This window comes from Pseudarthrobacter sp. MEB009 (genome assembly GCF_030208875.1).
GTDB lineage: Bacteria > Actinomycetota > Actinomycetes > Actinomycetales > Micrococcaceae > Arthrobacter.
Map to the genome: position 1 here is coordinate 71160 of NZ_JARVTC010000009.1, position 12387 is coordinate 83546.

A 12387-nucleotide genomic window follows, 5' to 3' on the forward strand; every position below is an offset into this window, starting at 1 on the left:
GCTACCTCCTGGCGGACTTGGTGGCGGCGGACTTGGGCTGCTTGGGCGGCAGCGATGCGATGTGTTCGTAGGCCTTGTCCGCCCAGGATCTGGCGTTGGAGGGCTGTTCATTCCACGCTTCCGGGAGTCCGGTGTAACCGCCCATGGGACGCTCCGGTGGGCCGAACGGGACGGTGCGTTCGGCGGCTTCGAGGGCAGCCCGGTCCCTTTCGGAGAGCTTCACGCCGATGGTGGCGCCGAACAGCCCGGCAAACATGTTGCCGTTCACGAAGGCCCCCAGGTTGCCGAACATCGGCTTTATCACCACGTCCGGATGGTCCGGGACGATGGCGCGGAAACGGTCCTTGTCGGCGTCGGAGGCTTTGGGCATTTCCATGGTGCTTCTCCCGGTTGCAGATCCCTGCTGGATGCAGGATATGCCTGTTGGCGGGCCCGGTCGAGGGGCGCCGGCAGCCACCGTCTTTGGGGTCGCAAGTCCTACGGGGCGGTCAGAAGTTTGCGGACGCAGTCACGGAGATCTGCGAGAACCTGGGTTTCGGGAGTGCTGCGCGCGAAGGCCGCCATACCGCGGCAGGCAAGTCCGGCGTCCGTGAGTTCACCGCTGACAAGAAAATCCATAAGTTCCGCAACGGGAAGAAGGCGAACGTGGCCTGATTCAGAATCATCCCAGGCCGTCTCAGATGCCTCCGCCGCGTTGGCAACGATGAGGAGATGCTTACGTCTCGGCGAGTTCGCAGCCCACCACTCCGAGCCGGCGTAGAAGGCTGATTCCGAGTGATAGCCGGTTTCTTCCCGTAGTTCCCGAAGGGCTGCATCTGCGGGTTGCTCGTTGCTGTTGAGGTATCCCCCCGGGAGTTCGAGTAAGGCCTTCCCGGGTCCAACGCGGAACTGTTCGAAAAGGACAACGTGGCTTGCTGCAGGGGTGAACGCAAGGGTTGCGGCCGAATCACGGCCGGCAATAACGTCCCAGTCGGTCACGGCCCCATCCGGCTCTTCGTAGGTATCACGGTTGATCGTCACGAACCCCTTGTATGCCGTCCTCGTTCGGACCTTTCGCCACGTAGCGGGAACAGACACGCTGCTCCTTTCTGAGTGACCGGCGGTCAGTTAACCATCAAGCTCAAGAGTCTAGACACACAAGCCGGGCTGTCCGCCAAGGAGTTTCCCGGCTTCGCTGCTCCGCGCAGCAGCCTGCCGGGTGATCCGCAGGTTGCGCAGGTATCATGCACCTATGTGTGACGCGGCGCCCCGGCTACAGGTTGCGAAGATGACGGCCGGGCATTGTGCTGCGGTCTGATCTTGGCCCTGCCATCGCTGCGGCCGCGGCGATTATCCAGCACCCCCGCGTCCTGGTCATGGGCAGCCAGTCGCTTCTGGGTTCCTTCCCCGAGGACCAGTTGCCGGTCTCCGTCACGATGGCCGGGCGCGTGGCCATCGCCCCCTTTGGGACGGGCAACGACGACGCCCTCGCGGACCAGCTCAGTTACGAAGCCGGCGAATCGTCCGAATTCCACGCGGCCAACGGCTTTTACCTAGAGGGTGCACGCCCGCGGACTGCGATCCTGCCGCGGGGTTGGGAAAACCGGCTGGTTCCTTTCCGGTCCGCAGGGGAAGCCACCGGCCTGTGCCTCGATCCGCATGATCTGTGCGCCGCCAAACTGATGGTGCACCGGCCCAACGACCTGGAGCTTGTCCGGGCCCTGGTGGAGCTGGAACTTGTGGCCCCGGAAACCCTGGCGGAGCGGCTGGCTGCGATCCAGCCGGACGCACACGCCGACGCTTCCAGCGTGGCTGTACTGGACGGGAAACGCCGGCTCGCCCTGGCTTTTGTGGCCAGGGAAGGCCGCGAGCGGGCAGAATCCGCACGACGGCGGCTGCCGGACTAAGTGCCGTGGACCTCGTACCGGGCCTTGCCGCCAAGTTTTGCCCGGTACATCGCAGAGTCCGCTTGCCGCAGCAGCTCAGTGACGTCAGCGGTTTCCGCCGTGCGTTGGGCGACGCCCATGCTCAAGGAGATCCACAGCGTGCGCCCGCTGACGACAAAAGGCTCGTTGAGGGCGGTGTTGATCCGCCCGGCGATCCTTTCCGTCCCCGCGGTGGTGCCGCCGTCGTCCGCAACAACGACGGCGAACTCATCGCCTCCCAGCCTCACCACCAGGTTGTCCGCTCCCACGCAGTCCCGCAGGCGGTGCCCCAGCTGGACCAGGAGGGCGTCGCCTCCTTCGTGGCCCAGTGAATCGTTGACTTCCTTGAAATCGTCAATATCGATGAACAGCAGGCCCTCCCGCGTGCTGGTGTCCGGATCGACGGGGGCGGCCAGGCGTTCAGCCAGTGCCGCGCGGTTGCCGAGCCCGGTGAGCTCGTCATGGGTGGCCCGGTAGGTCAGGGCTGTGTGGCTTTCCTGGAGTGCGGACGCCATCTTGTTGAACGCCGTCGTGACCTCACCCAGTTCATCGCTGCGGGCCACCGGCAGCCTGTGCGTGTAGTCGCCGGACTGCAGTTTCATTACCCCGTGGCGGAGCGCGTTGAGGGGACGGGTCAGGTGCACTGTCATCCGCCGCCGGAAATACAGGGTGGCGCCGACGGCAACAACAAACAGTCCCAGCCGGCCCGCCGAGATGAGGCGTTCCATGGCCCGTGTGTCCACAAGCCCGGAATCGAGGGCCTGCAGGGAAGACTGTTGTACCGCCGCCAACTGGGACCGTACGTCCGCGCCGGTTTCGGCCAGCAGCGCTGGTCCCTGGCTACCGGCGGGACTTGACCCGGCACCATTCCAAAGGCCTGCCTGTTCCATGCCGGTTTGCCATCGTTGCCGGGCGCGCTCCAGGGCGGCCAGCCGGCCGGCGTCGTCAGGTCCTGCCGCAGCGGCCGCCTCGAAAAGGCGACCGACCTCTGCCTGTCCCTGGCTGAAAGACCCGCGCTCCGGACTGGCAGCCGCCAGCAATCGGTAACCGGACCTTTCGTGCGCTTCCAGTGCCTCGCTGAGGCCCGCAACACTGGCGTACTCAACCTGAAGGCGCATGGCTGCGTCCTCCATCCCGTTCACCACGAACCTCACGCCAACAATGGTGATGGCGGCGCCCGCCATCAGTGCCACGAGCATCATCGTGAACACGCGGGACCATTCCCGCTGGAGGCTCCACCTGCGTGGCTTGCGGCGGGCGTTATTCATGGGTGTCCTTGGACCGGTGGATGTTATGCCTAAGTTACAGGGTGCCCGCCGGCGCATCCGACCGCTGCGCCCTGGCTGTGGCGCGGGGGAGCAAGGCCTGCTGAGAGGCCCCTGAGGCGGCTGTGTGACGCACGTGGCTCGCTGTTCCCGGAAAATCCTGTAGTGTTGATCCTGTTGTTGTGTTTATGCAGTTGGTAGTTCAGGCAGTACGCGCGGTCGAAAGTCCGCGTTCTTCTGAAGTAGCGGTTTTGAACACCCCACACCGGAGGGCCCGAAAGTCGGGACTTTCCCTCCACCTTCACGAAGGACAAAAATAATGGCTACTGGTACCGTCAAATGGTTTAACGCTGAAAAGGGCTTCGGCTTCATTTCCCCCGATGACTCCTCACAGGACGTCTTCGCACACTACTCCGCAATCAACTCGAACGGCTTCCGTTCACTCGAAGAGAACCAGAAGGTTTCCTTCGACACCGAGCAGGGCCCCAAGGGTCCCCAGGCCACCAACATCCAGGCTCTCTAATTCCTTAGAGTTCCGGGACCGTTAGGTTTCTTGAAGCAGGGTCTGCCTCCGGGCAGGCCCTGTTTTTGTTAACCCGGGCGTGCTGCATCAGGGCGCCTAAGGGGTAATGCCAGTACTTGTTACGGCAGGGACTCCCACCGCCGGGCCCGGTGTGGTGTGGTGGAACGGTGAATATCGAACCGAGTACCCCCACCGTAAAGAACCCGCCCGCACAGTTTGCCGGTGACGTCTGGCTGGACGTGATCGCTGCACCGCATGAGGCGGACCAGCGCATGGTGGTTGCCACCGTGAAGTTCGCGCCGGGAGCCCGCACCGCCTGGCACTCCCATGCCCGCGGCCAGTACCTGCGCGTTACCCGGGGCGTCGCCCGCTTCGGCGACCGCGAAGGAAACATCATCGAGGTCCACGCCGGCCAGACGCTCTACACCCCGCCCGGCCAGGACCACTGGCACGCCTCCGCGCCCGGCACCTTCATGGAACACATCGCCATGCTGGAAAACGCCGACGATCCGGCCAACACCACGGACTGGAAAGAGCACGTCACCGACGACCAGTACAACGGCCGCTGAGCCGCCCCGCTGCCCGGCCCCGCGCAAGCGGAGGCTGGGCGGCGCCGGTTCCGCGGGATTAGCCGTCGCAGCGCCCTGGCCGTTCGTGAAGCCGGCTAGAGGAGGCCCATCGCCTCGCGGACCTCAAACAGGATGTGGAGCATCGCCTGCTCGGCTGCCACAGTGTCACCGCCGGCAACGGCGGCAGCTACATCCTCGTGGGCCTGCAGTGCCTCGTTCCGCGGCTTGAAGGGCATCAGTCCCTGCTTGGTCCGGCTGGTGAGGACCTCGGCCACCATTCCCTCCAAAGCCCGGAACATTTCATTGCCGCAGGACCGGAGCAGGAGCTGGTGGTACTCGATGTCCACGGCGAGGAAGGCCTGAAGATCGCCCGCCTCTCCCAGCCGGCGCAGGTCTCCAGCCAGGGAAACAAGCTGCGCGCGCTCCGCCGCAGACGCGCGGCGGGCGGCGCCGGCCGCGGCAATGGGTTCCACGGCGATCCGCAGCTCTGTAAGGCTGGCGTACTGCAGCTCGCGGCGGTCCGAGGCCAACCGCCACCGCACCAGCTTGGGGTCAAACACGTTCCACAGGCTGCGTTCCTGCACCACGATGCCCACCCGCCGCCGGGAGTACACCAGGTTCATCGACTCCAGCACTTTCATGGTGTCCCGCGCAACGGTCCGCGAGATCCCGTACTCCTGCTGCAGGCCCTCCAGCGTCAACCGGCTCCCCGGCGGAAGGCTCCCTGACGCGATGGCCACGCCAACCGCCTCCAGAACCCTGCCCTGCATGGCGGGGGAGGCCCCGCCGTCGTCCGCGTTATCCGCATCCCCAACTGTCGCCGTCGACATCTGCCCGCCTCTCTCCGCGCCGCAGCGCCCTCCTAGAATACCGAAAATTCGAAAAGGTATGACTTGTGACACGAAAAGATAGTATCTATGAGTCTAAAAGGTGATACCTTATGACTCAGCCCACTGCTAAAGGGGCCGTTACTAAGCTTGCTTCGACAGCCAAAGACGTCTTTCCTCGGAGGTATGACATGCAGTATCCCCCCACGCATCTGGTGGTCATGGGCGTAGCCGGATCCGGAAAATCGACCCTGGCCGCTGCCCTGTCGCACCAACTGGGCTGGGCCTGCGCCGAAGCGGACGAATTCCACCCCGAAACAAACATCGCCAAGATGACCCAGGGAATCGCGCTCCAGGACGAGGACCGATGGCCGTGGCTGGCGAAGATCCAGGAATGGATGAGTTCGCAGGCCGCAGCAGGCCACAGCACCGTCCTGACCTGCTCCGCGCTCAAGCAAAGCTATCGCCGGCTGCTGGCCGGGGCACAGGGACGCGTCATTTTCCTGCACCTTGACGGTGGCGCCGACCTCCTGAGTGAGCGTATGCAGGGACGTGAAGGCCACTTCATGCCGCCCACCCTCCTGCCCAGCCAGCTCGCCACCCTGGAGCCGCTCAGCCAGGAGGAGCTCGAGGCCGGCAGCCTCCGCCTCGATATCTCGCAGTCACCCGAGGAGCTGGTTGCCGCCGTTGTGGCCGCGCTCAAGCTCCCCGTCACCCACTGACCTTCCGCATCACCCCTTTATCCCCCTGTTTCAAAGGAGAATCATGACCATCGAAGGATGGACTCAAACGCTGGGCGCAGGCCCCCTGCTGCTCATCGCAGCGGCAGCGATCGTTGTGCTGCTGTTCCTGATCATCAAGCTGCGCATCCACGCCCTGATTGCGCTGATCATGGTCAGCCTGGGTACCGCGTTCGCCACCGGCATCCCCGCCAACCAGGTGGTTCCCGTCCTGATCAACGGATTCGGCACCACCCTGGGCACCGTGGCGCTCCTGGTGGGCCTCGGCGCCATGCTGGGCCGCATTGTGGAAACCTCCGGCGGCGCCAAAGTGCTCGCCGACTACCTCATCGGCGTGTTCGGTGAAAAGCGCGCCCCGTTCGCGCTGGGCCTGGCCTCGCTGATCTTCGGCTTCCCCATCTTCTTCGACGCCGGCCTGGTGGTTATGCTGCCCGTGGTCTTCGCCGTGGCAAACCGCCTGGGCGGCGGTGTGCTGCGGTACGGGCTTCCCGCCGCCGGTGCGTTCTCCGTGATGCACATCTTCCTGCCGCCGCACCCGGGCCCGGTCTCTGCAGCCGCGTTCTTTGAGGCCAACGTTGGCCTGGTCATGATCGCTGGCCTCATCACCGCCATCCCCACCTGGTACGTCACCGCCTACCTCTACGGCCTCTACACCGGCAAGAAGCTGGTCCTGCCCGTCCCGGAACTCCTGGGCCACGCATCCGTCGAAGCAGAGCAGAACCCGCCGAAATTCCGCACCATCGTTGGCCTGCTGCTGCTCCCGCTGATCCTGATCTTCCTCAACACGGGCCTGAATACCCTCGCTTCCTCCGGCGTCCTGTCCGAGGACGTCAAGAAGGAACAGTGGTTCCAGATCCTGCGCACCCTGGGCGAAACCCCGGTGGCGCTGCTCATCGCCGTCCTCGTGGCCCTGTTCGTCCTGGGCGCCCGCCGCGGCAGGGACAGCGGCGACCTCGAGAAGCTGCTCGAATCCTCCCTCGGCCCGGTTTGCTCCGTCATCCTGATCACCGGCGCCGGCGGCATGTTCGGCGGCGTCCTGCGCACCTCCGGCATCGGCCAGGCACTGGCAGATGTGCTGGGCAACCTCGGTATCCCGCTGATCCTGGCCGGCTTCCTCATCTCCGCGATCCTGCGCATCGCCCAGGGTTCCGCCACGGTGGCACTGACCACCACGGCAGGGCTGATCGCTCCGGCCGTGGCCCTGGCCGGGCTGAACGGCATGCAGGTGGCTGCGCTGGTCATTGCCGTGGCAGCCGGCTCGGTTGTGGTCTCCCACGTCAACGACTCCGGCTTCTGGCTGGTGGGCCGCTTCTTCGGCATGGACGTCAAAACCACCCTGAAAACCTGGACCGTGATGGAAACCCTGATCGGCGTGATGGGCTTCGGCATCGCGGCGGCCATCTTCCTGGTGGCGGGTGTGGGCGGCTAACCTTCCGTACCTCCCGCCCAACTGACTCGCAGTTGTTGTCGTTTTGGGCCCTCAAAACGACAACAACTGCGAGTCAGTTGGGTGGGGGAGCGCAGCGGCGGGGCGACAGGTGGGAACACCTGTTGCCCCGCCTTCGTTGTCCCAAGGGCAACGTGCTTTCCCCCAAGCGCGTCTTCGCCCCAACCAAAGGACACACCTTGACTCCTCGCACCATTGTGATCACCGGCGCCAGCGACGGCATCGGCGCAGCCGCCGCCCGGACGCTGGCCAAAGCGGGGGACACTGTGGTTGTGGTGGGCCGTTCCGCGGAAAAGACCAGCGGCCTGGCCCGTGAAATCGGCGCTGATTACTTCCTGGCCGACTTCGCCGACCTCGCCCAGGTCCGCCGGCTTGCTGCTGAGCTGTCGGAAAAGTACCCGCGGATCGACGTCCTGGCCAACAACGCCGGCGGCATCATGGGCAAGCGCACCCTCACCGTGGACGGCAACGAAGCCACCTTCCAGATCAACCACCTGGCCCCGTTCCTGCTGACCTCGCTGCTGATGGACACCCTGATCGCCAGCAACGCCAAGGTCATCAACACCTCCAGCGCTGCCAACGGCTTCGGCAAACTGGACCTGTTCGATCTCACCTCCGAGCAGGGCTATTCCACCAACCGTGCGTACGGCACCGGCAAACTCGCCAACATCCTCTTCACCACCGAACTGCACCGCCGCTTCAGCGCCCAGGGAATTTCGACGGCGGCCTTCCACCCGGGCGTGGTCCGCACCAACTTCGCGGCCGAGTCCACCAGTCCCATGCGGCACGCGTACAAAACGATCCTTAACCGTTTTATGCTCACCCCGGACCAGGGCGCAGACACCCTGTTGTGGCTCATCAATGGCACGGCCGGCACCGACTGGATTTCCGGGCTGTACTACGCCAAGCGTGCACTCGCGAAGGCCAACAAGCAGGCGTACGACGCCGAACTGGCCCGCGCCCTCTGGGACAAGAGCGAAGAGCTGGTCAAAGCCTCGGTCTGAGGGACCTAGCTTTCACAGCCGAAGCCGTCGCCATCCCTGTCCAGCCCATAGATGTCGCTGCCAATGACGCTGACAGGGCCCTGGACGTAAGCGGGTCCGTTTCCGCTTCCGCCGGCACAGTCAACGTCCGAGGCGATGGGGACGCAGCCTGAATAGTTGGGATCGCAGCCAGACGCCGCCGCAGGTGCTGCCGGAGCTGCCCGCTGCGGCGGCACAGCGGCTGCGGCTGCTGCCTGGGCGGCCGCTGCGTCCCGGGCGGCCTGGGCCTGGGCCGCTGCCTTTTCTGCCGCTGCCTGCTCCGAGGCGGCTTGCTCGGCAGCCGCTTTGTCGGCCGCTCCCTTTTCTGCCGCTGCCCGCTCTGCCGCTGCCTTCTCGGCGCCCGCTTTGTCAGCCGCCGCTTTGTCCGCGGCGGCCTTCTCTGCTGCTGCCTTGCTGGCGGCGGCAGCCACCAGCTTTGTGGTCAGGCTCCGGGCCGCCGATTCCTCCAGCCACACCAGCGTCCCCGTCTCATCCCTGGTGCACACATAAGTGTCTCCGTCCGACGCCCGCTGGCCATCCACGGGGGCGCACGCAGTGTTGGCGATCGGCAGGGCGGTGGCAGACGGTGTTGCCGTGCTGGTTTCCGCCGTGCCGCCCGCAGTACTGAGCGAGGCGGTGGACCCGCCGCAGCCGGCGAGGAGCACCGCCGTCGCAATCATGGCCACCGTGATGAACGCCGTTTGGGCGGGTTCCCGCCCCGTTAGTCCGGCCGGCACGGCGGCGTTGAGGTGCCGGGCAGGGCCCGCCCAAGCCCGGTTTGAATGCGCAGTCACTTTGTCCCCCAGGTCCTGCCGGATGCGATTTTACGGCCAGCGTAGCCGTCGTCCACAGCTGGAAAGCGGGTCAGGCGCAAATCTTGAGCCATTCCTTGGGGAGCGGCCGTCAGCGCCCGTTCCGGGCCAGTGCCTCGCCGATCACCTTGGCCCCGGCCGGGTAGGCGCCCGGGTTTGGTCCGGCGTAGTTGAGCCGGATGAACGGGCCGGCGGGCTCGGCAGGGAACCACTCTGTGCCCGCAGCGATGAACACCCCGGCGTCCTCGCAGTCCCGGGCCAGGCGGCCCAGGTCCGTGCCATCCGGCAGGCGGAACCACAGGTTCAACCCGCCCTTGGGCAGCAGCTCCAGATGAGCGCCCGGGGCGTGCTCGCGCATGCTGGTGACCAGCAGGTCCCGGCGCGACTGCAGCTGCTGGCGCAGGCTCCGCAGATGCGACTGCCAGCCGGGCTGGGTCACCACGTCCAGGGCGGCAGCCTGCAGCAGCCCGCTGACGTACATCGACTCGGCCGCCCGGTGCGCCAGGATCCGTTCCCGGGCCGGACCGCGGGCCACCACGGCCGCGATCCGGATGGCCGTGGACACGCTTTTGGTCAAGGAGCGGAGGTAGACCACGTGCCCGGCATCATCCCGGGCCGCCACGGGCACGGCCTGTGAGGTGATACCAAAATCGTGCGCCCAGTCGTCCTCCACCATAAACGCGCCATGCCGCCGGACCACCGTAAGGATCTCCTCGCCGTGACCCGGTGCCCACTGCGCGCCGGACGGGTTTGAGTAGTTGGGCTGCGCGTAGAACACCCTGGCCCCGGATTCCGTGAACGCCCGGTCCAGTTCCACCGGGTCCGGGCCGTCCGGTCCGCTGCGCACCGGCACCAGCCGTACTCCCGTCTGGGTTGCCGCCAGGATGGCGCCCCAGTAGCTGGGCGATTCGATCAGCAGCGGCTGCCCCGCACCCACCAGCGCCCGGAAGATGGAGCTGAGCCCGCTCTGGCTTCCTGGCAGGACAATCACGTCGCTGGGCATGGGCGCCGTGATCCCGGCCGGGGCAGCGGAGCCCAGCTCGTGCGCAAACCAGGTCTGCAGCTCCGGCAGGCCGGCGGCCGGCGGCCGGAACAGCGCCGCGTCGCCGCGTGCCGCCCGCGTCAGGGCGGTGCGCACCAGGCGCTCCGGCAGCAGCTCCCGGTCCGGGTAGCCGGAGTGGAACGTGATGGCGTCGTTGGGCACGTTCCGCATAGTGCCGGACGACGGCGGCAGCACCGTTTGCGGGGATCCCAAAGCCGCCGTCTGCCAGCCGTAGTCCGCGGGCCGCACGGCGCGGACCGCCCGGACAAACGTTCCGACGCCGGGCCGGCTTTCGATCAGTCCCTCCCCAGTCAACACCTGCAGGGCCTTCTGCACCGTCACCGGACTGGCCTGGTATTCGGCTACGAGGGAGCGCGTGGACGGCAGCTGGGCACCGGGCGCAGCCTGCGAAATCCACTGCTTGAGGGCCCAGACGATCCGCGAACTGCTATCGTTGTTCATGAGAGAACATAGTAGCGCTACTATCGAAAAGCGGCCACCGGTACTGCCGCATCAAGGTAACGGTATTTGGTGGGGCCTCCTCGGAGTGGTGGCATTTTCCTTCACGGTTCCCTTCACACGTGTGGCCGTGGCCAGCCTGTCGCCGCTGTTCATCGGCTCCGGCCGCGCCGTCATCGCCGGGATCCTGGCCGGCGCTGCCCTCGTCCTCACCAGGCAGCGTTTGCCGTCCGCCGCTATCCTGGCCCGGCTGGCACTCGTCGCGGGCGGTGTGGTGATCGGCTTTCCGTTCCTGACCTCCTTTGCGCTTACCGACGTGCCCGCCAGCCACGGCGCCGTGGTGATCGCGCTCCTGCCCGCCGCCACCGCCACCGCGGCCATCCTGCGCACCGGTGAGCGTCCGCCCACCACATTCTGGCTGGTCATTGCGCTGGGCTCGCTCGCCGCCGTGGGATTCGCGTTCCTGCAGTCCGGCGGGGCCGGCCAGTGGCGATGGGCGGACCTGCTCCTGCTGGGCGCCGTGGTCTCCGCCGCCATCGGGTATGCGGAAGGTGGCCTGCTGGCCCGCGAGATTGGCTCCTGGCAAACCATCGCCTGGGCCCTCATTCTGGCCCTGCCCCTGATGCTGCTGCTCGCCGGGATTGCCGCGGCTGCCCAGCCTCCTGTGGCCACGCCTGTCCAGTGGGCTGCGTTCGGGTACCTGGCGGTGGTCAGCATGTTCCTCGGTTTCCTGGCCTGGTACCGCGGGCTGGCCATCGGTCCCATCGCCCGGGTCAGCCAGATCCAGCTCATCCAGCCCGTCCTGAGCATCTGCTGGGCCGCTTTGCTGCTGGGGGAGGCGTTGCCCTGGACCACCTGGGTTGGCGGCCTGGCAGTTGTCGCCTGCGCCGGCGCCGCCGTCCGGGTCCGCCTCGGCAGCCCCAGCCCAAACAGCAGCCCCAGCCCAAACAGCAGTCCCAGCCCAAAAAGCAGTCCCACCCCGACCCGCTGAACCACCAGCTCCCCGAAAGGAACCCCATGTACACCCCAGCCCACTTCGCCGCCCACCCGGCAGCCATCCAGGAACTCCTCACAGTCCCATCCGCCGCAAACCTGGTGACCATGACGGACCAGGGTCTGCTGGCCACGCTCCTGCCCTTTGTTTTTGATCCGGAAGCGGGGGAGTTGGGCGCGCTGCAGTCCCACGTTGCCCGAAACAACCCGCAGTGGTCCACCCCGGCCACGGGCGAGGCGCTCGCCATCATCCAGGGACCGGACGCTTACATCTCGCCCGGCTGGTATCCGTCCAAGGCAGAGCACGGCCGCGTGGTGCCCACCTGGAACTACTCCACCGCGCACATTTACGGCCGCCTGGTCATCCACGACAATCCGGACTGGCTGGCCCGCCACGTCCGCCGGCTCTCCGACCTGAACGAGTCCGGCCGGGCCAAGCCCTGGTCCGTGGACGAGGCCCCGGAAAAATTCATCGCCGGGCAGCTCCGCGCCATCGTGGGCCTGGAACTGGTGATCACCCGGATCGAGGCCAAGGAGAAGCTCAGCCAGAACCGGTCCGCTGACGATGCCGCAGGCGTGGTGGCCGGCCTCCGCACCGCAGGCCAGGCGCCCAGCGCCGCAGCCGTGGAACGGGTCCGCGGCTGCCCGCTGCCCTGACCCGCCCAGCACCGGCCTTCCCAACCACACGCGGAACGCGCGACGGCGGCGCGAGGCCCCCGCCGCCGTCGTGCGTTCCAGGAAACGCGCCTGAGCACCAGGCCCCGAAGCAGAAAATGATCAATAT

14 protein-coding genes are annotated in these 12387 nt (G+C 66.5%); 8 read left to right on the forward strand and 6 right to left on the reverse strand.

Translation table 11 applies throughout. The annotated features are described in order from the left end of the window. Position 1: 1 nt before the first annotated feature. Entirely contained in the window at positions 2-376 is a 375-nt protein-coding gene (locus QRN07_RS08800; protein WP_285240880.1) for a TfoX/Sxy family protein, read from the reverse strand. Between the two features lie 101 nt (positions 377-477). Further along, a complete protein-coding gene (locus tag QRN07_RS08805) occupies positions 478-1020 on the reverse strand; it encodes an NUDIX hydrolase (RefSeq protein ID WP_285240881.1) in 543 nt (180 codons plus the stop codon). Between the two features lie 263 nt (positions 1021-1283). Here QRN07_RS08805 and QRN07_RS08810 point away from each other — a divergent pair, with 263 nt between their 5' ends. After that, a complete protein-coding gene (locus tag QRN07_RS08810) occupies positions 1284-1886 on the forward strand; it encodes a hypothetical protein (protein ID WP_285240882.1) in 603 nt (200 codons plus the stop codon). Here the strand turns inward: QRN07_RS08810 and QRN07_RS08815 are convergent. After that, the gene (locus QRN07_RS08815) at positions 1883-3172 is read right to left on the reverse strand and encodes a diguanylate cyclase domain-containing protein (protein WP_285240883.1); all 1290 of its coding nucleotides are present in this window, start codon (positions 3170-3172) and stop codon (positions 1883-1885) included. The two genes, QRN07_RS08810 and QRN07_RS08815, sit on opposite strands and share 4 nt — an antisense overlap. 316 nt (positions 3173-3488) lie before the next feature. Between QRN07_RS08815 and QRN07_RS08820 the strand changes: the two genes are divergently transcribed. Together QRN07_RS08820 and QRN07_RS08825 are read left to right on the forward strand one after the other, a co-directional pair. Further along, the gene (locus QRN07_RS08820; protein WP_009372930.1) at positions 3489-3692 is read left to right on the forward strand and encodes a cold-shock protein; all 204 of its coding nucleotides are present in this window, start codon (positions 3489-3491) and stop codon (positions 3690-3692) included. Positions 3693-3859: 167 nt separating this feature from the next. Continuing rightward, on the forward strand, positions 3860-4261 hold the full coding sequence (locus QRN07_RS08825; RefSeq protein WP_056600630.1) for a (R)-mandelonitrile lyase: 402 nt from the start codon (positions 3860-3862) through the stop codon (positions 4259-4261). Between the two features lie 95 nt (positions 4262-4356). On the opposite strand, the gene QRN07_RS08830 is transcribed toward QRN07_RS08825, so the two are convergent. Beyond that, positions 4357-5091, reverse strand: a complete 735-nt coding sequence (locus QRN07_RS08830; RefSeq protein WP_082178221.1) for a FadR/GntR family transcriptional regulator — start codon at positions 5089-5091, stop codon at positions 4357-4359. Between the two features lie 188 nt (positions 5092-5279). On the opposite strand from QRN07_RS08830, the gene QRN07_RS08835 reads away from it, so the two are divergent. The 3 genes from QRN07_RS08835 to QRN07_RS08845 all read left to right on the forward strand — a co-directional run bounded on the left by QRN07_RS08835 (position 5280) and on the right by QRN07_RS08845 (position 8279). Beyond that, entirely contained in the window at positions 5280-5810 is a 531-nt protein-coding gene (locus tag QRN07_RS08835; RefSeq protein WP_056600631.1) for a gluconokinase, read from the forward strand. Between the two features lie 43 nt (positions 5811-5853). Then, the gene (locus tag QRN07_RS08840; RefSeq protein WP_050684842.1) at positions 5854-7257 is read left to right on the forward strand and encodes a GntP family permease; all 1404 of its coding nucleotides are present in this window, start codon (positions 5854-5856) and stop codon (positions 7255-7257) included. 197 nt (positions 7258-7454) lie between these two features. Continuing rightward, positions 7455-8279 (forward strand): SDR family NAD(P)-dependent oxidoreductase, encoded by an 825-nt coding sequence (locus tag QRN07_RS08845; RefSeq protein ID WP_285240884.1) that lies wholly within the window; start codon positions 7455-7457, stop codon positions 8277-8279. A 5-nt stretch (positions 8280-8284) separates the two neighbouring features. On the opposite strand, the gene QRN07_RS08850 is transcribed toward QRN07_RS08845, so the two are convergent. Continuing rightward, complete coding sequence (locus QRN07_RS08850; protein WP_285240885.1) at positions 8285-9091, reverse strand: hypothetical protein; 807 nt, start codon at positions 9089-9091, stop codon at positions 8285-8287. A gap of 109 nt (positions 9092-9200) precedes the next feature. Then, entirely contained in the window at positions 9201-10613 is a 1413-nt protein-coding gene (locus tag QRN07_RS08855) for an aminotransferase-like domain-containing protein (protein ID WP_050684844.1), read from the reverse strand. On the opposite strand from QRN07_RS08855, the gene QRN07_RS08860 reads away from it, so the two are divergent. Beyond that, entirely contained in the window at positions 10612-11601 is a 990-nt protein-coding gene (locus tag QRN07_RS08860) for a DMT family transporter (RefSeq protein ID WP_285240886.1), read from the forward strand. The two genes, QRN07_RS08855 and QRN07_RS08860, sit on opposite strands and share 2 nt — an antisense overlap. A 26-nt stretch (positions 11602-11627) precedes the next feature. Next, a complete protein-coding gene (locus tag QRN07_RS08865; RefSeq protein ID WP_285240887.1) occupies positions 11628-12260 on the forward strand; it encodes an FMN-binding negative transcriptional regulator in 633 nt (210 codons plus the stop codon). Positions 12261-12387: the final 127 nt, after the last annotated feature.

Bases quoted from the DNA above. Each gene is read 5' to 3' on its own strand.
- QRN07_RS08800 (WP_285240880.1), bottom strand. From the start codon at position 376: ATGGAAATGCCCAAAGCCTCCGACGCCGACAAGGACCGTTTCCGCGCC.
- QRN07_RS08815 (WP_285240883.1), bottom strand. From the start codon at position 3,172: ATGAATAACGCCCGCCGCAAGCCACGCAGGTGGAGCCTCCAGCGGGAA.
- QRN07_RS08820 (WP_009372930.1), top strand. From the start codon at position 3,489: ATGGCTACTGGTACCGTCAAATGGTTTAACGCTGAAAAGGGCTTCGGC.
- QRN07_RS08830 (WP_082178221.1), bottom strand. From the start codon at position 5,091: ATGTCGACGGCGACAGTTGGGGATGCGGATAACGCGGACGACGGCGGG.
- QRN07_RS08835 (WP_056600631.1), top strand. From the start codon at position 5,280: ATGCAGTATCCCCCCACGCATCTGGTGGTCATGGGCGTAGCCGGATCC.
- QRN07_RS08840 (WP_050684842.1), top strand. From the start codon at position 5,854: ATGACCATCGAAGGATGGACTCAAACGCTGGGCGCAGGCCCCCTGCTG.
- QRN07_RS08860 (WP_285240886.1), top strand. From the start codon at position 10,612: ATGAGAGAACATAGTAGCGCTACTATCGAAAAGCGGCCACCGGTACTG.
- QRN07_RS08855 (WP_050684844.1), bottom strand. From the start codon at position 10,613: ATGAACAACGATAGCAGTTCGCGGATCGTCTGGGCCCTCAAGCAGTGG.
- QRN07_RS08865 (WP_285240887.1), top strand. From the start codon at position 11,628: ATGTACACCCCAGCCCACTTCGCCGCCCACCCGGCAGCCATCCAGGAA.